The organism is Aminobacterium sp. (genome assembly GCF_034926885.1).
Lineage (GTDB): Bacteria > Synergistota > Synergistia > Synergistales > Aminobacteriaceae > Aminobacterium.
In genome coordinates, this window is sequence record NZ_JAYFQR010000016.1 from 74,212 (window position 1) to 97,195 (window position 22,984).

General features: G+C 40.1%; 24 protein-coding genes, 1 tRNA gene and 1 pseudogene. 4 read left to right on the forward strand and 22 right to left on the reverse strand.

The window, feature by feature from the left end; genetic code table 11:
- Positions 1 to 68: 68 nt before the first annotated feature.
- Positions 69 to 1,310 carry an amidohydrolase family protein gene (locus VB083_RS07385; protein WP_307879531.1) on the reverse strand — a complete coding sequence of 414 codons (1,242 nt, stop codon included), beginning with the start codon at positions 1,308 to 1,310 and terminating at the stop codon, positions 69 to 71.
- 187 nt (positions 1,311 to 1,497) lie between these two features.
- On the reverse strand, positions 1,498 to 2,088 hold the full coding sequence (locus VB083_RS07390; protein ID WP_213690376.1) for a GrpB family protein: 591 nt from the start codon (positions 2,086 to 2,088) through the stop codon (positions 1,498 to 1,500).
- A 170-nt stretch (positions 2,089 to 2,258) separates the two neighbouring features.
- Between VB083_RS07390 and VB083_RS07395 the strand changes: the two genes are divergently transcribed.
- Positions 2,259 to 3,464, forward strand: a complete 1,206-nt coding sequence (locus tag VB083_RS07395; RefSeq protein ID WP_213690377.1) for a hypothetical protein — start codon at positions 2,259 to 2,261, stop codon at positions 3,462 to 3,464.
- Positions 3,465 to 3,479: 15 nt separating this feature from the next.
- On the opposite strand, the gene VB083_RS07400 is transcribed toward VB083_RS07395, so the two are convergent.
- The 8 genes from VB083_RS07400 to VB083_RS07430 all read right to left on the reverse strand — a co-directional run bounded on the left by VB083_RS07400 (position 3,480) and on the right by VB083_RS07430 (position 10,062).
- A complete protein-coding gene (locus VB083_RS07400) occupies positions 3,480 to 4,286 on the reverse strand; it encodes an SDR family NAD(P)-dependent oxidoreductase (RefSeq protein WP_213690378.1) in 807 nt (268 codons plus the stop codon).
- A gap of 15 nt (positions 4,287 to 4,301) precedes the next feature.
- On the reverse strand, positions 4,302 to 5,102 hold the full coding sequence (locus VB083_RS07405) for an acetoacetate decarboxylase family protein (protein ID WP_213690379.1): 801 nt from the start codon (positions 5,100 to 5,102) through the stop codon (positions 4,302 to 4,304).
- A 53-nt stretch (positions 5,103 to 5,155) separates the two neighbouring features.
- Entirely contained in the window at positions 5,156 to 6,100 is a 945-nt protein-coding gene (locus VB083_RS07410; RefSeq protein WP_213690380.1) for a thiamine pyrophosphate-dependent enzyme, read from the reverse strand.
- 13 nt (positions 6,101 to 6,113) lie between these two features.
- On the reverse strand, positions 6,114 to 7,280 hold the full coding sequence (gene porA / locus VB083_RS07415; RefSeq protein ID WP_323401916.1) for a pyruvate ferredoxin oxidoreductase: 1,167 nt from the start codon (positions 7,278 to 7,280) through the stop codon (positions 6,114 to 6,116).
- A 16-nt stretch (positions 7,281 to 7,296) separates the two neighbouring features.
- Positions 7,297 to 7,623: a 4Fe-4S dicluster domain-containing protein gene (locus VB083_RS07420; RefSeq protein ID WP_213690382.1), complete on the reverse strand. Its 327-nt coding sequence runs from the start codon at positions 7,621 to 7,623 to the stop codon at positions 7,297 to 7,299.
- Positions 7,620 to 8,192, reverse strand: a complete 573-nt coding sequence (locus VB083_RS07425; protein ID WP_213690383.1) for a 2-oxoacid:acceptor oxidoreductase family protein — start codon at positions 8,190 to 8,192, stop codon at positions 7,620 to 7,622. Before VB083_RS07425 ends, VB083_RS07420 begins: the two co-directional genes overlap by 4 nt.
- Before the next feature lie 400 nt (positions 8,193 to 8,592).
- On the reverse strand, positions 8,593 to 8,823 hold the full coding sequence (locus VB083_RS11760; RefSeq protein ID WP_213690385.1) for a DUF1848 family protein: 231 nt from the start codon (positions 8,821 to 8,823) through the stop codon (positions 8,593 to 8,595).
- 12 nt (positions 8,824 to 8,835) lie between these two features.
- A complete protein-coding gene (locus VB083_RS07430; protein WP_213690386.1) occupies positions 8,836 to 10,062 on the reverse strand; it encodes an aminotransferase class III-fold pyridoxal phosphate-dependent enzyme in 1,227 nt (408 codons plus the stop codon).
- 155 nt (positions 10,063 to 10,217) lie between these two features.
- On the opposite strand from VB083_RS07430, the gene mprF reads away from it, so the two are divergent.
- Complete coding sequence (gene mprF / locus VB083_RS07435; protein ID WP_323401917.1) at positions 10,218 to 12,767, forward strand: bifunctional lysylphosphatidylglycerol flippase/synthetase MprF; 2,550 nt, start codon at positions 10,218 to 10,220, stop codon at positions 12,765 to 12,767.
- A gap of 31 nt (positions 12,768 to 12,798) precedes the next feature.
- On the opposite strand, the gene VB083_RS07440 is transcribed toward mprF, so the two are convergent.
- The 8 genes from VB083_RS07440 to VB083_RS07475 form a co-directional block, all read right to left on the reverse strand.
- Positions 12,799 to 14,010 (reverse strand): PLP-dependent aminotransferase family protein, encoded by a 1,212-nt coding sequence (locus VB083_RS07440; protein ID WP_323401918.1) that lies wholly within the window; start codon positions 14,008 to 14,010, stop codon positions 12,799 to 12,801.
- Positions 14,011 to 14,047: 37 nt separating this feature from the next.
- Entirely contained in the window at positions 14,048 to 14,950 is a 903-nt protein-coding gene (locus tag VB083_RS07445; RefSeq protein WP_323401919.1) for a PhzF family isomerase, read from the reverse strand.
- 31 nt (positions 14,951 to 14,981) lie between these two features.
- Positions 14,982 to 15,431 carry a hypothetical protein gene (locus tag VB083_RS07450; protein ID WP_323401920.1) on the reverse strand — a complete coding sequence of 150 codons (450 nt, stop codon included), beginning with the start codon at positions 15,429 to 15,431 and terminating at the stop codon, positions 14,982 to 14,984.
- Positions 15,432 to 15,450: 19 nt separating this feature from the next.
- Positions 15,451 to 16,242, reverse strand: a complete 792-nt coding sequence (locus VB083_RS07455) for a nitrilase-related carbon-nitrogen hydrolase (protein WP_213690391.1) — start codon at positions 16,240 to 16,242, stop codon at positions 15,451 to 15,453.
- A gap of 294 nt (positions 16,243 to 16,536) precedes the next feature.
- Positions 16,537 to 17,331, reverse strand: coding sequence for a mechanosensitive ion channel family protein (locus VB083_RS07460; protein ID WP_323401921.1), 795 nt, complete (start codon positions 17,329 to 17,331; stop codon positions 16,537 to 16,539).
- A 66-nt stretch (positions 17,332 to 17,397) separates the two neighbouring features.
- Positions 17,398 to 18,201: a glycyl-radical enzyme activating protein gene (locus VB083_RS07465; protein WP_213695552.1), complete on the reverse strand. Its 804-nt coding sequence runs from the start codon at positions 18,199 to 18,201 to the stop codon at positions 17,398 to 17,400.
- Positions 18,188 to 20,560, reverse strand: a complete 2,373-nt coding sequence (locus VB083_RS07470; RefSeq protein ID WP_323401922.1) for a formate C-acetyltransferase/glycerol dehydratase family glycyl radical enzyme — start codon at positions 20,558 to 20,560, stop codon at positions 18,188 to 18,190. Before VB083_RS07470 ends, VB083_RS07465 begins: the two co-directional genes overlap by 14 nt.
- Positions 20,561 to 20,583: 23 nt before the next feature.
- Positions 20,584 to 21,138, reverse strand: coding sequence for an XRE family transcriptional regulator (locus VB083_RS07475; protein ID WP_323401923.1), 555 nt, complete (start codon positions 21,136 to 21,138; stop codon positions 20,584 to 20,586).
- Between the two features lie 140 nt (positions 21,139 to 21,278).
- Between VB083_RS07475 and VB083_RS07480 the strand changes: the two genes are divergently transcribed.
- Together VB083_RS07480 and VB083_RS07485 are read left to right on the forward strand one after the other, a co-directional pair.
- Positions 21,279 to 21,410 carry a hypothetical protein gene (locus tag VB083_RS07480; RefSeq protein WP_323401924.1) on the forward strand — a complete coding sequence of 44 codons (132 nt, stop codon included), beginning with the start codon at positions 21,279 to 21,281 and terminating at the stop codon, positions 21,408 to 21,410.
- 38 nt (positions 21,411 to 21,448) lie between these two features.
- A pseudogene (locus tag VB083_RS07485) lies at positions 21,449 to 21,580 on the forward strand (peptide-methionine (R)-S-oxide reductase); the annotation flags it as partial.
- 4 nt (positions 21,581 to 21,584) lie between these two features.
- Here the strand turns inward: VB083_RS07485 and VB083_RS07490 are convergent.
- The 4 genes from VB083_RS07490 to VB083_RS07505 form a co-directional block, all read right to left on the reverse strand.
- Positions 21,585 to 21,806, reverse strand: coding sequence for a YdbC family protein (locus VB083_RS07490; RefSeq protein WP_213690255.1), 222 nt, complete (start codon positions 21,804 to 21,806; stop codon positions 21,585 to 21,587).
- A gap of 53 nt (positions 21,807 to 21,859) precedes the next feature.
- Entirely contained in the window at positions 21,860 to 22,213 is a 354-nt protein-coding gene (locus tag VB083_RS07495; protein WP_213690254.1) for a type II toxin-antitoxin system PemK/MazF family toxin, read from the reverse strand.
- Entirely contained in the window at positions 22,207 to 22,482 is a 276-nt protein-coding gene (locus VB083_RS07500) for an AbrB/MazE/SpoVT family DNA-binding domain-containing protein (RefSeq protein ID WP_213690253.1), read from the reverse strand. The genes VB083_RS07495 and VB083_RS07500 overlap by 7 nt, the downstream gene beginning before the upstream one ends.
- A gap of 218 nt (positions 22,483 to 22,700) precedes the next feature.
- A tRNA-Leu gene (locus tag VB083_RS07505) sits at positions 22,701 to 22,786 on the reverse strand.
- Between the last annotated feature and the right edge of the window lie 198 nt (positions 22,787 to 22,984).

Here is a 22,984-nt window from a genome sequence, read left to right on the forward strand (position 1 = left end):
CTTAAGATAATTACTCCAGTTACATTTTTCTCTAAAAGGGTTACGGGAGCTTTCGTCTGGGAAGAAAATTACAAACCAAATACTCTGGTTCGTTCTAATTCCAAAGGAACTTCTATATCTTCTTGCACGTCGAGATTTTTCACCACACCTTCTTCTATTATTTTCTTTCCTCCGACGTAGAGATCTACAAGCTTTTCTCCATCTAGAACTTTAAAATCAGCTGCTGCCCCAGGCTCCATAACACCAATTTTGTACGTATGAAAATCAAAGGGAAGAGATCCTAATTTTTGAGATTCTTCAACAGAGATATTTATGTTAATCTTTTTAAGATAGGCAACTTCATTACGTATTGAGAGATCATCATTGCTTGCCTCTCCATCTGTTCCTACGTAGACAAAAATTCCTCGTGCTAAAAAGGCTTTTAAATCTGCTTGACCGGCATTCACTCTGTTATTCATTCTAGAATTCAAGACAACTTTCATTCCATGTCGAGCTATCAGATCTTTTTCATTATCATTCGTCCAAATGCAATCCGAAAGCATAACATGACGCAATGATTGAATTTTTCCATTGTGATAAAGCTGATCAAGAACCTCTACAGGGCGCTTCCCATATAAATTTTGACTCAAAAGCACATCTCCCTCATCTTCCGAAAGATGTAGTTGAACAACTCTATCCTTTTCAAAGCCAAGATTGATACCATGAATAATGGCTTCTAATGTGTTAGCATGAAAACTATGTAAGGCAGGGGCAATAACAATTCGAGGGTCTTCTAACTTCTCTACTTCCTTCTGCAGAGCATGGTAATTCTTAGTAGCTTGTTCAATAGTTTCGTAGTAAGAATGTTGTGATTGATGTTTTTCAGGATAAGCGTTTTCTAACACGATATCATAGTGCATTCTTCCAAAATAAAGGCGGAGCCCAACATCTCTGGCAGCTCGTATGACCTCTCTATCGAGGTCATTTCCACGCTGGTTGTGGCAATAAAAAGAAACCATTACGGATGTAACGCCATAAGATGCCATTCGGGAAAAGGCCCGTGCACTGGCTAAATAAACTAATTTAGGAGTCATTCGACAACTATATTTATATATAGTGTTTTTACACCACGTAGCTAGATCCCACGTAGGATCTACTAGTTCTACATAAATTGACTGCTCAGGGTGGGAATGGGCGTTAAAGTCTCCTAAAGAGATAGTATAAGAGCCGTAGTCTTTTTTTGCACTAGAAGGGATTTTCAGATTTTTCCATTCATTGGTAGAAATAAAATTTTCAAATACACCTCTATTTCTATCAATAACTGCAACCATGGGCTTTTTTTGGCCTTCAAAAATAAAATTACCTTTTATCGCAAATCGCTCACTAGTTACGGCAATTCACCTCCAAAGCAACTTTATGTTTTTTAATTCACCATACGATAAATTAACGAAACATTATATTAGGTCATTTCATTTAACATGTCAATACAATATGTTAGTTTTGAGAGGGAATAGTTTTCTATTTGCCTTCTAAGTCATACCGACCTGCATATAATTTACTAGCAATATTAGTGTAGTGCATAATAAATTCGGTTTTAGCTTCAGTATATTTATCTCTATCGTGTTCGTATTCCTTCTTTAATCTTTCTTTCAATCTCCCATACTTTTCTGCTACATTTGCGTGTGTCAAAAGATAATCACGAAAATATAATTCGTTCCAATCTCCCAAATATCTGACGTGAAGATGAAATACTCTTTCAGCAAATCCTTTTAATGTGTATCCCTTCATAAACATCATATGTGGAGGTGGATTATCTGGCTGAGGAACAAAGATATACTCATTATTCTCTAATAAATGAATTAAAAAGTTAGAATCGCATCGTTTTCGTATTTCAAGCAATATATCAATCGTAGGTTTTGCCACTAAACCTTGAACTGACGTACTGCCTATATGGTTTATTCTCTCTATGTTCTCTTCTTTAACAATACGCATGATATTCAATTTCTCTTCCAAATACCATCGAGCATACTCGGGGTTGTGTTCTTTTAAAATAATTGGAAACAAAGCCCACAACTCTTCGTTCGACATTGATTTTAAATCTTTCTCCATTGTTATATACCTCTTTACTAAAATAGTTTGACAATTAATCGGTAGAGCGTAAATATTATATTAATAATTATCTTATGCAAATAAAAATACTCCCATTTAAAGCTAAAGAACAAGTTATACATAGAATGAGTCGAGTAACGTAACCTTAAATTATAAGGAGAATTTGTAAAATGAAAAAAAATAATCTATTGGCAATGGCAGATATCTCCTTCGATGTCGTCATTCTGATAATTATCGGGATGGTTATGTTGCTTACTGGAATTTTGCTTTTTCCAGTATCAACAGGAAGACTTCCTTATTATGAAAACGGCCTATACGGTTTGCTTTTGTTCATTTTCGCTTTGCAGATGATCACTCTCGGTAAAACTCCATTCGGAGATATGCGCAGAACAAAATCATTACTTGTTGTTGGCTTGATCATTGCAGCTATAGGCATTATGACATGTTTTATACCAGACATGTTCAACAATATTCCCCGAATGCTACTTTTTTTCTGCTTCGGCCTTGGCGGTTTCTTGCTGCTTCTTCAAATGATATTTTCTAAAGACAAACTTCGATCATGGTTAAAATATGGAAAGATATTCCGTTCACTCTCCTTCGCCTGCGCAACTATTTACTTACTATCAATGCTAATCGGGATACTCATCTTAAAAAAGGATTTACTAACAACGTCTAAAACAGCAGTAGTAATACTAATTTACGGAATCGCCATTATCTACCTTGCAAAAATTCTTCGGAAAATATATCTCAACTATCCAGAGGCTGGGAATTTAAATAACGAAACTAGCATTGACCTTTCTACTGATAAGACAATGATTTTACTGACAGGAATCTTCATGGTATTACTCGGGTTTTTATTACTCCCTGTCAATTTCGGTCTACTTCCATTTTCTGGAAGCGCGCAACTGGGATTATTGATGATTATCTTTGCGATTCAGATGCTCGCCTTCGGAAACACACCACTAGGGCCATTTCCACGCTCGTGGCTCATGATTTTTCTTGGCCTCCTATTCGCAGCACTTGGAATTACTTCTTGTATCATTCCTGAAATACTTGTTTCTCCTCTTACTATGCTTGTCGGAGTACTCAACATTCTTGGAGGAGCCATTATGCTCTGGAAAATATGCGCTCCTATTTTTAAAAAACTAGGAAAATCACAATCTCCTGTCCCTCCAATATTAGTTAGACTTACATTAGCCCAACTCACACTAAATCTGGTCTCTATTCTTTTTGGTACATCAATGCTTATTGCCCATCTGATTTCAGGATGGGTAATTGGTGTAATTCTCGCAGCAAACGGATTCGTTCTTCTGTACCTATTACATATACTGAAACTTATAGACAAAATGCAAAGAGAAATGAATATTACTAACTAACATTGCTCTCTTTGCCTAATAATAGACGCCCTTTGTTTGATAATTTTTACGACGTACATTCGCTATTTCACTAGCAATTTTGTCGAATTCTTCTCTGTTTTCCCTATAAAGAGCATCCATATCTCGCATAACTTGAGGAAAGATAATAACAAGAGACTTTTTTTCAATTTCTTCAAGAATATAATCAACAGCCTCGTCAACACTTATTGCGTCTGGAGGAGGAGCCATACCTCCAAATGCCGATGTAGCGACATTGCCGGGACAAAAAACGCTGAACTGTAGCCCTTCCGCTTCTAGCTCGTATTTCAAACTCTCAGTCATTGAAATAACTGCACTTTTACTTGCTGCATATACAGCTTGATAAGGCACAGGAATACGTCCTGTAATAGAACCCGTGTTTATAATATGTCCAAACCCTTGCTCTCGCATTATAGGAATTGCTGTATATGTTCCATGAACAATCCCCATTAGATTCAACTCAATTATTGATTTCCAAATGTCAAAAGTTATTTTCTCTGTAGGAAGAGTCATCCCCTTCCCTGCGTTATTAAACACAAAATCAAGATGCCCATCGAAAGCTCTTGCTGCATTGATAAGTTTTTCAACATCCGCTAGCATAGTCACATCTGTCTTCATCGGGAAAACTTGCCCATCATAATTTGTGTTTAGACGTTCAGATTCCCTTTCAAGATTTTCTTCGTTCACATCGCCCATAAATACTGCTGTCGCTCCTCGCATAAGTAGATGCTCCGTTAATCCCAAGCCTATACCCGCGGCTGCTCCAGTTACAACTGCAACCTTACCTTCAAAATATTCACTCATAGCAACCCCCCCTTTTTATGGCAACATTTTAGAGTCGCCTACATTGAGTCTGGATACCCCTTTTATCATCAAGGAATTTGTGTATTTCACTATTGGTAACGCTGAAAGGGTATCAATGATTCTGCTCTGTAGCGGATGTTGCTCTTGGGTAAGCCGAGTCCATTCAATCTTACCCTCACCTTTCCAGACCTGTTTTGCTATCATTTCTTGTGGATAAAGTGTTGCGTGGCTTAACGTAGCACCTCCTTTACCCAAATTGGGCAAATAACGCCATCCAAAGAGGTTAACCTTAGAATGTTCGTTGACCTTACCAACATCCTTTTCGGAAACTTCTTCTCCTCTTACAAAATTAAGTTTTATGAAATTACAACTTTCATAGCTCGCTGCAGTGTACCAATGATCTTTAATATGTCTTTCAAACGCAATGTCTGCAAAAAGTTTGGGCATGCCATCCTCTTCTCGTCCCCCAATAATAGGACACGCCTTGTTCTCCCATATGACAAATACATATTCACCAGCTAATCCATCAGAATTTCCAACATATTCAACTGGAGCGCTAAGCTGTATGAGTCGATACTCGCCACCGGACATCCAATCAACATCTCGACAGTTTGCATATTGAACGTTTACTAAGGGCTGAAGAAGATTAAAATCTTCAGGAATGAGTTCCAACAAGGGCTCTTGTTCTGTTTCAAACTGAATGCTAATACACCTCATATCTCCATACTCTGTCCGTACCGGGTAAAAGGGGTATCCCCAAAAATGTACCGGCATTTTATAAACAAAGTCTTCTCGGAATTTAAATTTTCCTCTCAAAATATCACCTCCAGCCAAAAGGAAAAGCCGACTTTAAAAAGTCGGCCTTTTCGTTACTCTTGCGGTATCCAAGTCTCTTTACAACGATCTAGTATGTAGCTCCAATCTATCTCTATATCTGCCTGAGCTTGCTCTAAAAGAGCCTTGGATTTCTCCCCTTTGAAAAGGTGAGAATAACGTCCCTGGGGTTTCAAAAACTCTTCAATAGGCACACGTTTTTTAGGCTTATACGAAAGTTTCCATTCCCCGTCTATAACTTCATATATAGGCCAAAAACGGGTTTCAGCAGCCTTCTTACAAATATCTCCCTGCAACGCCGGATCAATTCTCCAGAAAAGAACACAGGGAACAAGAATATTAACGAAAGCTGGGCCGGGCGTTTCTATGGCTCTTTTGACCTTAGTGGCAACGTCTATGTGATTAAAGAGAGTTGTCTGAGCCACATAGGGAATATGATGGGCAGCAGCAATACTTGTAAGATCTTTAGGTTTCTGTAGTTTTCCGGGAATAACGCTGCCAGCAGGAGAAGTAGTTGCATTAGCTCCACGAGGAGTAGCACTACTTCGTTGCGCCCCCGTATTCATATATCCCTGGTTGTTATAACAAATATAGGTAAAATCATGTCCTCTTTCCAAAGCCCCGGAAAGAGACTGCAAACCTATATCGTACGTTCCACCATCGCCTCCGAAGGCAACAATTTTAATCTTTTTATCTATCTTCCCTCTTTTTCTTAAAGCCTGATAGGCTGCCTCAACACCGGAAGCTCCCGCTCCAGCATTTTCAAAGGCCGTATGAATCCATGGCACACGCCAAGCACTGAAGGGATATACAGTTGTAGAAACCTCAAGGCAACCTGTTGCATTGATTATGACAAGAGGGGAATCTACGCCCATGAGTCCCTGATGTACGGCCGTCGGGGCGCCACATCCAGGGCACATGCGGTGTCCTTGCGTCATAGGGCTTTTTTTATGAACAACATCGCTGATTTTTATACTCATCTTCGCCATCCCCCTATTCTAGAAGGCCGATATAGTGCTCTTCATGCGAAATCTTGCCATTGATGAGGTCCATGAAGATTCCTTCTGCATACTGCGGGAAGAAATCTCTTCCCCCAAGACCATAAATGCAGCTATTGACAGGAACCAAGTCCCCGGCAGCATAGAGGGCACTTCTTACTTCTGCAACGAGAGGCGCGGTTCCGCCAATGCTTAAACATCTATCTAAAACAGCAATAGCCTTTTTCCCTTTAAGAACAGCAGCTATCGCTTCAGCAGGGAAGGGACGGAACATACGAACGCGAAGACAACCGACCTTATGCCCCTTATTTCTCATCTCATCAACCACATCTTTGACAGCTCCTGACGCTGAAGACATAACAACAATAACAAAATCAGCATCTTTAGTTTTGTAACAATCGATCATGGGATAATATCGACCTGATATAGACTCGAATTCTTTCGCTATCTTGTCATAAAGAGCGAGGGCCTTTTTATGTGCTTCGATCTGCTGACGTTTAATTTCAAAGTAATACTCAGACATAGCGAAGGATCCATATGTTACGGGATTTTCGACATCAAGCAGAGGATTGATAGGATTTTTTTCTCCCACGAAATTTTTCACAACATCATCGTCAAGGAACTCTACAGGTTCAAAACCATGGCTTGTAATAAAGCCGTCCTGACAAACAAATACGGGGGTGAGAATATCCTTGTTCTCGCTGAGCCGTATCGCCATAATGGCAGAATCATAGACTTCCTGGGCATCTTCACAATATAGATGTATCCAGCCATAATCTCGCTGGGCCATACTATCACTGTGATCACAGTGAATATTTATGGGTGCCCCTACACTTCTGTTTACTAGACCAAAAACAATGGGTGTTCTGAAACAGCCTGCGATAGGAAAAACCTCATGCATAAGTGCTACTCCATTTGCACTTGAAGCAGTCATAACACGGGCTCCAGCAGCTGAGGCTGTTACGCAGGCTGTTATGGCAGAATGCTCACTTTCCACCGTAACGAAATTTGTATCGACCTCACCGTTTGCAACAAATTCTGCAAACTTCATAATTATGTCTGTCGATGGAGTTATGGGGTAAGCTGCGACTACGTCTGGATTTATCTGACGCATCGCTTCAGCAAAAGCCCAATTTCCTGATGTAATCTCTTTACGTGGCATCTTTTTCCGCCCCCTTCTACGCGAAATCTGATTCAGGCCGCATCTCTATCGCCTTTTTGGGGCATACTTGGGCGCATATTCCACAGCCTTTACAATAGAAGTAGTCGATACCCGTTACCTTTCCGTTCTCATCGGTTGTAATTGAACGATCCGGGCACTGAACCCAACAAAGCATGCAAGAAATACACTCTTCTCCATTCCATACCGGACGAATGCTTCGCCATTGGCCTGTTTCAACATTCTCAGCCGAAGCCCCGTAAGTAATTCCTCCCATAGGAACATCCTGCCATCTTTTAGGCTTGCCCATGTCTTTCATTTCTTTCCAATTTTTGCACGTACTCATCCGATTTGTACCTCCTCATAGCCCCTCTTAATGGCCCTGAGATTGGCGGCCAGCACCTTTTCAGGTAGCTTTGCCATCTTATGAGAGAAGTGGTCAACAAATGCCTGAATGGGAACCTCTGTAAAAATATGAGCAAAAGTTCCGAGCATAGGAGCGTTGGGGCGATTCTGGCCAAATTCCTCCAGTGTGATTTTTGTCGCATCAATTGTTATAACCTTGACTGCATCTGGAAGGCCGAGTTTTTCCTTAATATCGGCAGGTGACATGGGAGTATTGATAAGATAAACCGTATTGTCATCGCATCCCTCGGTTGGACGAGCAGCATCGAGCAAAGTGGGGTCTATGACTGCAACTACATTGGGATTCTGAACTCCACAGCGTTTGCGGATTGGTTGATCAGAAACCCTGTTGTAGGCCTTCATAGGCGCTCCCTGACGTTCTGCACCGTACTCGGGGAAAGACTGGACGAATTTCCCGGCTCCAAACAATACCTCAGAAAGTATTGCTGAACCCGATTTGGCTCCCTGGCCTCCTCGTCCATGCCACCTGATTTCAATGGCGAGAGGCATTACTACATCAACTCCTTTCAAATTTGGTGAAATCGGAGTACATGTAAAAAGCAGTCTTATGAGCAACGCCAGATCATCGAAAAGTAAATTCAGAAGTAGAACAGCGCATCGGGAAAACTAGATCACATTAAAAAGCTAACCAATTTTTATAAAACTTATTGGAGAATTCTTGCAATATCATAGCGTATTTATCCTTTTATATAAAATAGATTCTTTTATACAGAGTGACATAAACTATGGGGAATATAATCTCTAATGTGGATTAGCTCAAAATTGCGTCGTTTTTCTCATCATGTTCTTGGAAATTTTTTGAGCAATGAAAATCATGTCGTCTTCACTAAAATTTCGATAATGAATTCCCGTTTTCTTGAGGTTTGATCGAACTTTACGTATATTTTCTCTAAAAGATCTTGCGGCTGAATAGCCCCGAAAACGTATATGTAACAAAAGAGGGGCTGGATTTTTTGACCAAAAAACAACTCCTCGGCGGGGCATATCCTTCCTCTAGCCGCCTCATAAACCACGGCATATAAAAAGCTGGAATATCAGTCGCTCGACTGGCAGAAAGTAAAATAGGGCAAATAGCTTCTTGAGGCCCTTTTTGTGTCTTGATAGTCGTTTTGCTCCACATATTTTACCTTTTCTATTTTTTCTCTTCTAAAATCTGTTTCAATGAGAGAACGAAGCCATCCACTTCTTCCTCTCCCAACGTAAGCGGCGCATAACAATGTATAAAATTAAACAGGGGTGAATACCCTGTAAAATATCCCTTATTCAGAAGCGCCTCAAAAACTTGTTCCGCCATATAATCGGCTTCCAAGTCAATTACATTCATCATGCCTCGGCCGCGAATTTCCTTCACACCAACAACGCATGTCTTCAGTTTTTGAAGCTTTTGACGCAGATATTCCCCAATTCTACTGCCACGCTCAACAAGTTTACCCCGCTTCATGACCTCTATAACTTTTCTCGCTACTGCACATCCAAGTGGGTCATCAATGTGAGATTGAACATAACGCAATTTGAGATCCGTCATCTTTTTACCAAGTTGCGAACGAATCAAGACTCCACTTATGGGATAGCCATTACCAAGTCCCTTCCCCATCGCAATGATTTCTGGAGAGTGACTCTCTCCTTGCAAACAATCGTAGTATTGAAAACCAAACCAGCGACCAGTGCGACCGAATCCAGTAGTGACCTCGTTTGAAACAACAACGCCTCCAGTAGAGCGAATTCGTTTTGTCAAATAAGAGATTAGCTTTTCTGGAGGGCAAAGCACACGTCCGCCAGCATTACCTGCCTCAAATACAAAACAAGCACAAGACATAAAATCTACATTCTTGAATTTGCCGCAACTTTCGCAATCCTGCTTTTTATCACACTCTATACATTCTGTTACATTAAGATCTACCCACGTTTTAGGATCACGCGGCATCCGCAATTCTGAAGAGGTTCCAAGATACGACAACGTTGTGCATAATTTTTTTCTTCGCTGCGTCAATTTTTCAGCCATCCATACAGCCATGGAGACAGCTTCACTACCGGAAGAAAGATAGGTACCATCGTAATCACATGGAAGACCAGCGGCATCTGTAACTTCCTGCGTTAGACAAGCAGAATGTTCCGTTGTAAAAAACTGATGTAAATGCATAGACTTCACAGACTGACTCGACATTGTCGCCAATATCTCTGGATGAGCATGTCCCAAAACAGCAGCCCAACAACCCGATTCCATATCGACTAAAGTTCCGTATTCTGCTGTCTGGATACGGTTTCCCTGGGCACTCAACACAGTTAAGCTAACATGAGGACTTTCGAATAAGCGCAAACGTTTATCACTACTGGAACAACTTTCTTTAACTTCTTCCATTCTCACATTCCTCCTATATCTTCCTCGTTTATGAAACAACGAAAATATACTATGGTTATAGAAAATTCTGGAATTTACTGCATCTATATGCGAGAAGAGTGAGTGTGATAATATTTCAGAAACGAACATAATTCCTCGTTAAGAGGTGAAATATTATGAAACGTTTGTTGAGCAAATTAAACGCATTCGAAACGATAATAAAAAATTTACTACCCGTTATTGGACTTTCTCTTTTTATCACTGCCTTGTGGGTTCTTCACAAAGAACTCAAAGATTACCATATTCACGATATTCTATTTCAGCTAACACAAATTCCCTTTAAATATATTATTTTCGCTTTTTTATTCATGATATGCGACTACTTCGTTCTTACATTATATGATTTCCTTGCCCTTAAAAGTATAGGTCATCCGTTAAATTATGGCAGCGCTTGTTTAGCTTCGTTTATTTCTTTCGCATTCAGCCATAATATCGGATTCAGCTTAGTCTCTGGTGGGTCTATACGTTATAGGATATACACATCGTTAGGGCTTTCTCCTATTGAAATAGCACGCATAATCGGGTTCACTAGTGGCACCTTCTGGTTAGGTTATAGCATTATTGGTGGAGCTGCTTTTTTACTTGATCCTCTTGTTTTACCGGGGCAATTCCACATTCCTTTCGGTTCTCTTCATTTTTTGGGAGTGCTTATTCTCATTCCAGGTATTCTTTATCTCGGATTTTCCCTTTTGCATCGTACTCCCTTTGATATTCGCATAGTTTTGCCTCAAGCCATCATTGCCATTTCTGACTGGCTTCTTGCCTCTTCAGTATTATTTATACTGATACGAAATACTTCGGGCATATCATTCTTTTACTTTCTCGGAATATTTCTCCTCGCACAATTATCGGGAGTGATCAGCCAAGTACCAGGAGGACTTGGAGTTTTTGAAACAGTCATAATTTTACTTATGCCACCAACTATTGATAAACATACTCTTATGGGAAATCTTCTCGTTTATAGAGGTATTTATTACATCGTTCCCTTTTTCACGGCAATCGTATGCCTTGGTTTACGAGAAACCGTATCAAATGGAAAACGTTTAGTCACCAAAGGGAAAAAACTAACGTCAACACTTCTTATATTAATTCCCTACCTTTTTTCGTTAGGAACATTTATTGCCGGTGCCATTCTTCTTGTATCGGGATCTCTTCCCATCCCCATGGGATATTTGCATTTTATGGATAAATACATTCCTCTTGCCCTTATTGAAGCATCTCACTTTTTGAGCGCTATCACTGGTATGGCTCTTATTTTTCTCTCTCAAGGATTGTTGAGAAAGATAGATACAGCATGGTTCCTTACATGTGTATTGCTTGCATCGGGAATTGTCTTCTCTCTGTTTAGAGGTGCTCGGTACATTGAGGTGGGAATACTCGTTACCATGATTATTTCTCTTATTCCTGCAAAAAAACACTTTACCCGAAAAGGGATGTTACTCGGAAATGTCATGAGCACCCAATGGTTGATAAGTGTGCTTCTTGTCTTAATTGCAACAACTTGGGTCGGCTTTTTTTCTTATCGCCATGTAAACTATTCTTCCCAACTATGGTGGCAATTTACCCTTGAAAGTAATGCTCCGAGATTCCTTCGAGCTCAGGTAGGAATACTCATTTTTCTCTGCATCGCCGCCATGAAACAGCTGTTCAAACACGCAAACATAAAAGGACCTAAAGAAGAAACCAATTGGCCCGCTGTAGAAAAGATTGTGTCACTATCCACCAAAAGCGAGTCTTATCTTGCCATGTTAGGCGATAAAAAGTTTTACTTCAGCGCTTCTGAAAACTCTATGATAATGTACGGCATTCACGGAAAAAGTTGGATTTCCATGGGAGACCCTATTGGCACTGAAGAAGAATTTTCAGACTTACTTTGGGGGTTTCGAGAGCTTGCCGATAAATACGAAGGAAACACTGTGTTTTATCAGGTATCACCGTCTCAAATTGCAAACTATGTAGATATGGGCTTAACGCTTGTTAAGCTTGGGGAAGTTGGAAGAGTCTCTCTTGGTGAATTCGATCTAGAAGGAAGCTCAAAGAAAAAATTCAGATGGGTTCTGAGAAAGGCAGAAAAGGAAGGCCTGCGTTTTAGAGTTCTCATGCCATCAGAAAGCGCACTTGTAATGAATCGTATCGAAGAAATTTCAACCCTTTGGCTGGCTGATAAAAACACAAGAGAGAAAGGCTTTTCATTGGGATTTTTTGACAGGGATTACATGAGCAAATTCCCAATTGGTATAGTTGAGATTGATTCTTCAATAGTAGCCTTTTGCAATCTCTGGACCAGTTATGGGAGGGAAGAACTTTCTCCAGACCTTATGCGTTATACATCGGATGTTCCAATGGAAGTTATGGATTACCTCTTTTTAAAGACTATGATATGGGGGAAAGAACAGGGATTTGCATATTTCAACCTTGGGATGGCCCCACTTTCCGGATTAGAAGGGCACAAAATGGCACCTTTATGGCATAAATTCGGTAATTTTCTCTACCGCCATGGAGAATACTTTTATAATTTTCAGGGTTTAAGAATGTATAAAGATAAATTTACACCTCAGTGGGAAGCACGATATCTTGCTTTTCCTGGGAAATTATCTTTACCTAAAGTATTAGCAGATGTATCATCCCTCATTGCCGGAGGAATAACTGGCATTTTTAGGAAATAGGCTCCTCCGGCAAGGGGGCAATAATTCAACGCTATTCTTTCAACTTTGAAGAGATCAAGTCGCCCAATTTCTTAGCGCCTATTTTAATTTTCTCTGGAGCAACTGCGCCAAAACTCAGTCTCATGCAATTATTTCCCTTACCGCCACCTTCGACGAAGAAGCCTTCTCCCGCCACATAAGCCACTTTTACATTGGGATTTGATGTCGCTTCCACTAGAAGATCTGTTGTATTGATTCCTCCCGGCAGCTCCGCCCATGTAAAGAGACCGCCATCAGGGAAAGTTCTCTTGGTTCCTTTCGGGAAAAATGCATCGATACACTCAATCATTGTGTCTCTTCTCTCTCTATACAGGTCACAAATCATTTTATGGTGAGCTGGATAATAGCCTCGTTTAAAAAACTCCGCACAAATAACCTGAGGCAACATAGAGGTATGAGAGTTTGTAGCCGTCTTGGCATCGAATAATTTTGTTGTCACTTCGTCGCTAGCAAACACATATCCAAGTCTGCTGCCTGGTGAAAATATTTTCGAAAAACTATTTGCAAGAACGGTATGCCCCGTCTCGTCGAATGCCTTAATAGGCTTCAAATCAACGCCACTATAACGTATATCTCGATAAGGATCGTCTTCGAGAATAATAACGTCATATTTGCTTCCCAACTCCGCCACTCTCTTTCGTCTCTCAAGGGAAAGGGTTCTTCCTGAAGGGTTCTGAAAAGTCGGAATCACGTAAACCATCTTGGGTTTGTATTTCATAATTTTGGCTTCAAGATCTTCAGGGATCATTCCATCATTATCCATATCTACGCCAATACATTTAGCCTGGAACATCTCAAATATTTCCACACAATGCACAAAGGTGGGGGATTCTACCAATATCACGTCTCCCGGATCGATAAAAAGCTGACAGAGAAGGTTCATACCTTCTAAGCCACCACTTGTGATTAATATATTGTCAGCCTTCGCTTTTACCCCTTTAGGAGCCAACAGCTCACTCACAACAACTTCCCTAAGGTCGAGCAATCCCATAACATTGCCGTATTGGAGGGCTTCTACCCCTCTTTTATCAGTTCGCATAACTTCGTTGGTAATTTCTCGAACGATATCAATTGGAAGAGCCTCTTTTGCTGGAGCGCCACCTCCGAAGGAGATAAGATCTGGATCGTTCATTGCACCGAAGAGGTTTCGAATAATCTTGGCGGACTTTTCCATAGTCTTCATTCGTTCGGCAAATCGTGACATGGTTATAGCACACCCCCTGTTTGTTATACAGATTTCCTCACAATAAAATTTCTGATTGGAACACAATAACTGCATTCCCCGAAATTTTAACTTCGTCAGGTTCTCCATTATTTATATCTACTTGAACGTCTATAACTCCAGGTCGATGAATTGCTTCTCCTTGCATTGCTCTAAAAAAGAATCGTGAGCTTGTGCAGTCAACTTTTTTGTAATGAACCAGATAAGCCCCTAAAGGCCCGTTGGCATTACCAGTAACAGGATCTTCGGAAATACCTATTGCAGGTGCAAACATCCTTCCGTGAACTAAAATATCGCTCTCATGATCTATCGTAAAGACATAAAATCCATTGCATTGAATTTTTCCGCTAATTTCTGCCAAAAAGGAAAGATCAGGCTGAAGACAGTCTAGTGTTTCTTTATCTTTTATGCCAATCATAACTTTTGAGTGGCCAGTAGAAACAATTTGGACTGGATAATTTTCAAGCAAATCTCCATAGCTTATATTCAAAGCAGATAGTATTTTGTCCAAAATTTCGCCAGTTAAAGTATCCCCAAACTCAATTTGGCCTTGAGTCATTACTATTCGGTAGTCATCTTTTTCTTTAATAATATCAACAGGCAAAATTCCCGCACCGGTTTTTTGGTAAATCCTCACTGTTCCCATAGAGTTTTCAACAGCACGTGCGTAATGCGCTGCAATTGTTGCGTGGCCACAGATTGGAACTTCTTTTGTTGGTGTAAAAAAACGGACTTCTACGTCATACACATCTTCCGAAGATGGAAAAATAAAAGCTGTCTCCGAATTATTAAGTTCTCTGGCAATTTTCTGCATTTCCATTTCTGTGAGTCTGTCAGCGTTTGTAATCACTCCTGCCGGATTTCCAGAGAATTTCTCTTTCGTAAAGGAATCAATTTGATAACAACGATATTCTCTTGTCATATGTTTTGTCCCCTATTCATTATAAAAGTGATTACTCTTTGCAGGAAACATTATCGGCTTTTAGAATTACAGACCATGAGGATATTCTTTTCTCGCCATCAAAGCAAATTCCAATAGCTTTATAGGTTTTTTCATTAAGAAGTGTAAGGACTTCGAAGCCTGAATATTTTTCGTCTTCTGATACAAAATCAGAAATTATTGCATCATCAATAAAAGAGAATTTGCCACATAACTTGCCGAGACCGGGGTTAAAAGACGTCCATTTCAAAATACAGTTATCATCGGTTGGTTCCACTTCATAATCGTTATAGAACTTAATGGGGGTATCGAGCAAAACTTCCATAAAACCAGATATTGACCAACGTTCTTTGTCGCGTTTTACTTTGCTCTGGCCATTAACTTTATACTCTTTCCCATGTTCATCAAAATAGATGCCAGATGCAATCCAATTCATTGTTTCCAAGAGCATTAAATGGCGCATCTTCCCCCCTCCTCACCTGTTAGTTCACTCTATATATCATCGGTTGGCGATCACAAAACATGTTAGTTGAGTTATTAATATCGCTAATCATGGCAAGATCTATATCAGTTGTAAGTGTATTCTCTACCAATCCAGTACGCCCGAGAATCTCACCCCGAGGACCTGTTAGTGATGAATTCCCTCCATATTTCACTTTAGCCGCAGTGCCACATGAATTCGTAAAAACGAAGAAAGACTGATTTTCAATAGCCCTTGCCTCTACAAGCACATTTATATGCGTAATATCAGTCATTGGCCATTGAGCAACGGCAAATAATACATCTGCTCCTTGGAGTGCCAAAGTTCTTGTCAGCTCTGGGAAATACACATCATATCCAATAACAACTCCACACGTCACATCATCAAGTTTAAAAATAGTTGAGTGATTTCCTTGAGAAAAATAGTCATTTTCGCCTATGGAAGAAAACAGATGAGCTTTATCATATTCAGCAATGCATATACCCGCTCTATTAAAGACAAGCGATGTATTGAAAATTTGATTTTCACGTCTGTTGCCAACTGAACCAGCAACAATGTTGATATTTAACTCTCTAGCTAATGAGCCTAATTCACGCTTAGTACGTTCACCTTCATTATCGCAGAGAACGTCTAGATTTTCCTTAGGGAAAAAACCGATGTTCCACATCTCAGGCAAAACTATTACATCTGGCTTTTCATTTTCAACTGTTTTTCTTATCAACTTTTGCACACGAGAAAAGTTATGATCAACATCAGCCAGCTTCGTCTTCATTTGAATACTACTAATACGCACGATAAACCTCCTTTACAAAAAAAGAAAAGCGGCGTCAGAAAACGCCTTAAAAAACATGACAAATAAGAAGTAATTGATTCTAGGGAAAACAAATCTATGGCCATATTCACAAGATTACTGGGTTGGTCGTGATCTAGTTTTCGAGGATTATTTACAACAATGCACTTTATTGTATATACAATTATAACATAAGGATACTATTTTTGCAAATTAAGAAAATTAAAGGGCGGGCCTCCCCTAATAACAAGTGAGAGAGACGGCCCGCTCTTATAAATTACATATTTATAGAAAAAGTTACTGTTGCTTCAAATGCACGTCCATCTGAGGATACGGTATCGATATGCCTTCTTCATCAAAACGCTTTTTCACTGTTTCAACTACATCAAAATATACTGTCCAATAATCTTGTGCCTTCACCCAAACTCGAACGGCAAAAACAATGGCACTATCCCCGTGCTCAGACATTCTGACAAAGGGCTCTGGGTCATTTAATACTAATGGGTGGCTTCCTACCACTGCCTTTAAAACCTCTTTAACCATACTGGTATCCGATTCATACCCAACACCAAACTTGAAATCTACACGGCGAGTATCCTTAATGGAATAATTTACAATACTGGAATTTGAAAGACTCCCGTTAGGAATAAATATTACTTTATTATCAACGGAAACAAGTTCTGTATAGAGAATTTGTATAGCCTGAACAGTTCCACTAAATCCGCTTGCTTCTATGTAGTCCCCTACCTTAAAGGGCCTCAAAGCTAGGAGTAAAACTCCACCTGCAAAATTAGATAGAGACCCCTTGAAGGCCAATCCAACGGCAAAACCTGCTGCCGCTATGACTGCCACAAAAGATGTTGTATCTATTCCCAGAATACTAATTACCGATATAACCAAAAGAACTTTTAATAAAGCGTTGATGAGAGAAACAACAAATGGCTTCAACGTTTTGTCAAAGGATGACTTTTCAACAAACTTTTCTGCACCTTTGGTAATCCATTGAATAACTTTTAATCCTACTAATACTGTCAAAAGAGCTAATATGATATTTTTAATAATTGGCATAACAAAATAAATGATATTGTTCATGAGACACTCTCCCTTCTCCTTGGTTACGGCATAACAGCATACCATGAAAAATACTATATTCTTAGCCTATCTATAGTGAACAACAGCCACTCCTTCATCAGTGATAATCTCTTCAAGCTTTTTTACATGTTCTTTCGACGGGGTTTCAAAGTCATGCCAATACTTTTCAAGGCCAAGAAGTCCGTATTTGAATGCGCCGAAATTATGATAGGGCAACAGCTCCATTATCTTCCATCTCATATGGCGCGAAACAAATCGAGCAGTATTTCTAATATTTTCTTCGCTATCATTAACATGCATTATGAGCGGAACACGAATCACTGTCTTTATTCCAGTTGCACCTATACACTTAAGATTATCAAGAATTATTTTATTCTCCACACCTGTCAGCCTCTTATGATGAATACTCTCCATATGCTTAATATCGGCAAAGACAAAATCGAGTTTTTCAATAATATCTGATACATCCTGCCAATTGAAAAAACACGACGTTTCTACCGCCTGAGAAAATCCGGAGGAAGAACACTCTCTTACAAGTTGCCGTAAATTTCTGGGGTAAAAAAAGGGTTCCCCTCCCGACCATGTGACTCCCCCTTCAGAGTGACGGTAAAAAAGAGAATATCGTTCAAGTTCCCTAACAATTTCATCTACAGACATAAAACGGCCCATAACTTCACCTTTACCAGAAGACAAGATAACTTCTTTGGGGAATGGCGTCCATGTTTCAGGATTACAGCACCAATGACAGCGGAGAGGACACCCGCTCAAAAAAACTGTTGAACGGATTCCCTCTCCATCATTGACAGAAAAATGCTGAATTTGAGAGACACAAATTTTTCTATCTGCCATATCTAACTTAGAAAGATCCATGTTCCGTTCGAGCTATAATAGCATCTTGCATCTCCCGAGAAAGATTGACAAACTGGGTGCTATATCCAGCCACTCTTACTAGCAGATCGCGATATTGCTCTGGTTTTGCCTGAGCCTTTCTTAATTCCTCTGTAGAAATTGTGTTAAATTGAACATGAAAAGCCCCTAAGGAAAAATACGCCTGGATCATGGCACCCAAATTACGAAGCCCTCTATCGGAACTAACCAATTCTTTATTCAATCTCAAGTTAAGAAGAGTACCTCCAGCATGAACATCATGATTCACCTTCGCTGCTGAACGCATCACTGCAAGAGGAGTCGTTACATCGCTTCCGGCAAAGGGAGAAACACCTTCTGTAAGAGGTTCTTTCGCTCTTCTGCCACATGGAAGAGCTCCCACAATTTTCCCTGTGGGGACATAGTTGGAAATACCCATAAAAGCCGAATTAAAGGGGGACCCCAATATATCTTTATGTCTACGGGTTTCACGATAATAGAAATCAGAAATCTCTGTCACAAGCGAATCTACATAGTCGTCATCGTTTCCATATTTAGGAACGTGAAGTGCTTTCTCTCGCAAGTTTTCGTACCCTTCCCAATTACTATTTAAAGCAGAAAAGATCTCTTCCATAGTAGTTTTCTTGTCATCAAAAACCAGCTTTTTTATTGCAGCAAGAGAGTTCGCAACAACACCTAGGCCAATTCCCGTAAGAACAGGACCTATATTATATTTAGCTCCTCCTTTGCTAAGATCTGTCCCCTTGTCGAGACACCCATCTACACAAATTGAGAGGAAGGGACGAGGAACCATCTCCATATGAATTTTCTGGGCTGTAACTGTTCCAATTACGGAATGGTCGACCAAATAGGAAAGTTGTCGCATAAAAGCCTCTTTAACCTCACGAAAATCTTTAAACTCTCTGGCAGGTTTTTCAGAAAGACCTAAAGGTTCTCCTGTGAGACGACTCTTTCCCTCATTTAGCGCATATTCTAAAGCCGCTCCGAAATTTACATTAACAGCAGAGGTCCATTCTCCAGTTTTTCTAAAATGAGGAACGACACAGCCACAATTGCTCCAATCTCGTGCATCTTCAGGATCGTATCCAGCTTGCAAAAGCATGTCGGCTCCTGCTCTGTCGTTATGAATAGCGGGGAAACCTAATCCTTTACTTACAAGCTTTGCTACTGCCATTACAAACTTATGTGGAGAATCTGGATGTATTCTTACACTCAAACCTGGTTGGTGCGTTTTTACACTGGCTGTAGCTTCTAGACAAATATAAGAGAGATCATTTGTTCCGTCACTTCCGTCTCTTTTACGTCCTCCTACTGTCAAATTTTGAAACTGATTGTACCCTGCAAAATAATTAGCCGTATTAGAAGAAATTGTCCACACCCATTCAGAAAGCTTGAGCCAGAGACATTCAATTAATTCTTGTGCTTTTTCTCTATTCAACTGGCCTTTTTCTACATCAGATTTATAAAAAGGGTACATGTATTGATCAAAACGCCCTAGATTTAGGGCCAGAGGATTTTCAGAAATAATACCGCCGAGTTGCACAAACCATACGAACTGACAAGCCTCGCGAAATGTTCGAGGTGGTTCTGCTGGAACACGCTTGCACACATCAGAAATGGCAAGAAGTTCGACCTTTCTTATTTCATCTTCTTCTGAAAGAGCCATTGTTCTAGCCATCTCACTATATCGTTCCGCCAGGCGCATAATGCCATTACAGGCAATAATCACAGAGTTATAAAAATCAATTTTTTCTATATTCGAAAAAGAATCGGCTTTAAGCAACGACAGCTTTCTTTCTGCATCATCACGTATTTTTCTATATCCCCGAGGGAAAAGTACATCCTGATAATCAGGAGTGACTTCTCCCACAGCTTGACGCCATTTTGAGTCGTTGTCGAGAATACCTGTATCAACAAGAATTTTGGCCGTATCTTTTGGAACCCGCGTAAGAAAAGTTTCTTCCAGAGAGTTTCCCTTCCAATATGGCCATACATTTTTTCGTAAAAAGTTTTTCTGCTCTTCTGTAATGATATAAGGATCCTGAGGCCGCTTATCAAAGGAATCCATCTCCCTATCAACCCACATCCACGAAAACTCTGGAGTCAAAATAGCTGTTCGTCGGAACTCACCTGGGGTTCCTACAAGGAGTTCTTCAGAAAAAATAAGAGCTGGGAGTTTTTCACACGCTTCAGCAAAAGCTTTTGCCCTTCGCACTGCTATTGGTTCTCCCGCTGTTTTCTTATGGGAGTTTGTCCATATCTCAGCTCGTAAACAACTAATAGATGGTTTGCTATTAATATATTCCTTTCGAATTTTCTCAGTCCTTTGGCTAATACTCATTATTATCACTCCTTACAACCACACTATTCTGGGTAAAACATAATAACGCAAAGTCGCGTTATGCCATTTCCGGAATTATGGTAGGAATGGGGGCGATCAGAACGAAATTTAATCGATTCACCTGCTTTCAGCGAGTGCTCTTCCGTCCCAGAAGTTACAGTCAACTCACCTTCAAAAACTAAAACGTATTCAACAGTCCTTGGATTGTGAGGCTCAGAAGAAGAATAAGCTCCCTTATCTAACTCAATAGATAGAATTTCAGATCGGGTTTCTCCATCAAAAGGGAAGACAGGATAGACGCGAAAAAGTCCGTTATCTCCGACAATAGGCGAGATATGTTTTTTTGAAATTATTACCGTATCAGAACGGTGAGATTCAGTGAGATCGACGAGAGAAACCCTAAGCCCATTCGCTATTTTCCACACAGTCTGGAGGGTAGGATTTGATTCGTCCCTCTCTATCTGCCCCAACATGCTTTTACTGACACCTGTCATTTCTGAAACCTTATCGAGACTAAGCTTTCTTTCTTCTCGAATACATCGAAGATTAGCAGCTAAAACTAATTTCATATCTTCCATAGACATCATCCCCTACGCTAAAACGCTTATTTTGTGCGTTATAACGGTCAAAAAAACCATAGCACTTAAGCTATTTTGCGTCAATAAGGTATCTATAATTAAGAGGATATAGCATGTTGATGAAGAAGGAGGGTGTTACTATGAAATGCACGTTACTTTTGTTGTTCACTGAATCAATTATATTTTTCATGGCAACACGTACGTATGCCGCATCTATAAAAAGGGTATTTATGTTTGCGTTTGCTGTGGTGCAAGCTTCTGGGCAACCGTAAAAGATGCTCCTATAACAGCAAGGCAATATCTCTTTTTTGGAATGGAACGAACAGAAGTGCTTTGCGCCCGTTGTGACGCTCACTTAGGGCATCTCTTTCCAGATGGGCCTGAACCAACTGGAATGCGATATTGCATAAACTCAGCTGCTTTGAAATTTATTCCCCGCTAAACAGCTAAAGTTCAAGAGTATTCAATATATCACGTAGTTTCTTTATTTCTTCGCATGTCAGTGTTATGCCTTTGCTCATTTTTGTATGCGTTGGATCCCAGTCTCTAAGGTCGTATTTAGGTTCTCTATCATTCCAACTAACAAGATTTAATTCTTTTTGCCATCCTTTCGACGACTCAGCAAGGACACCGTAACTTTCTTTGATTTCATACTTAATATCTGTCATTTTAACTCTCCTTAGTTTTTTCATATGGATGATATAAGAAAAGGAAAGATAATCTACATATCAAGCAACGTAACAATTTTCGCCAAAACCTCATCAACGAAAATCGAATCTGCACACTCACAGTATGAGGCATTGCGAGCTCTCCAGTCAATACTACGTAATGCGTCTGCAAGTACCACGCCATCTGTTTTCATTTTGAGCTCGTCTATCTTTACTTCAAAAGGATACCCCTTTTCTTGCTTTGTAAAAGGAACAATAAGACATAAGCCTGAACGGATGTTGTATTCAAATGGCGATAAGACAAGAACTGGCCGTTTTTGTCCCCCTTGTTCATGCCCTTTAACCGGTTTGAGATCGACAAGTATAACATGCCCACGATCAGGAAAACGCCGCTTCTCTTCTACCATCGTTCTGCTCCTTCGTCACTTCCCCAATCTATTTCTTCATGCTTATTCTCGTCTGTTATCTTTGACACAAGTTCTTCTAAAGAATATTTACGAATTGGGCAAAAAACAATACAATTACCTTCTATCCTAATTTTTAGAGAATGACCTGCCGCAAGTCCTAGTGCCTTCACGACATGTTTAGGAATCCTTACGCCGATACTATTGCCCCATTTCGCCAATCGTACAACTGGATCTGATAATTTTGTCTTATAAGTAGAAGCTGACAACATGTTCTTGCCTCCTTTGCTCGCAAATGATATACATAGTATATCATTTATCCCTTTAAAAAACTTCTACTGTTTTAGCCACAATTCGTATGCAACTTCTAATCCATCTGTCCAAGCTTTTTATCAGTGTCTTTGCGTCTGCCATTTTTCTGTAGCCAGCTATAATTAAAAAAGGACTTCAAACACATAAAAGCGTTGAAGTCCTTTACTCTTTCTTATTATGGTGCCGGAGGGGAGACTCGAACTCCCACAGGGTCGCCCCCGGCGGATTTTGAATCCGCTGCGTCTACCATTCCGCCACTCCGGCAACGCCAATATTTCTACCACATATAAAGCATGATGTCTAGTGCGAAGTTGAAGTTTCATGTAGATGGGCCAGAGTTTCGTTCCGTTTACTTAGGTAAAGTGAAAGAGATAATGAAAAAGGCGGGCACCTCTCCTTTATACTGGTGTTGCTCAAACAACCAAAATAAAGGATATAGGAGGTAAACCCGCCATGACATCA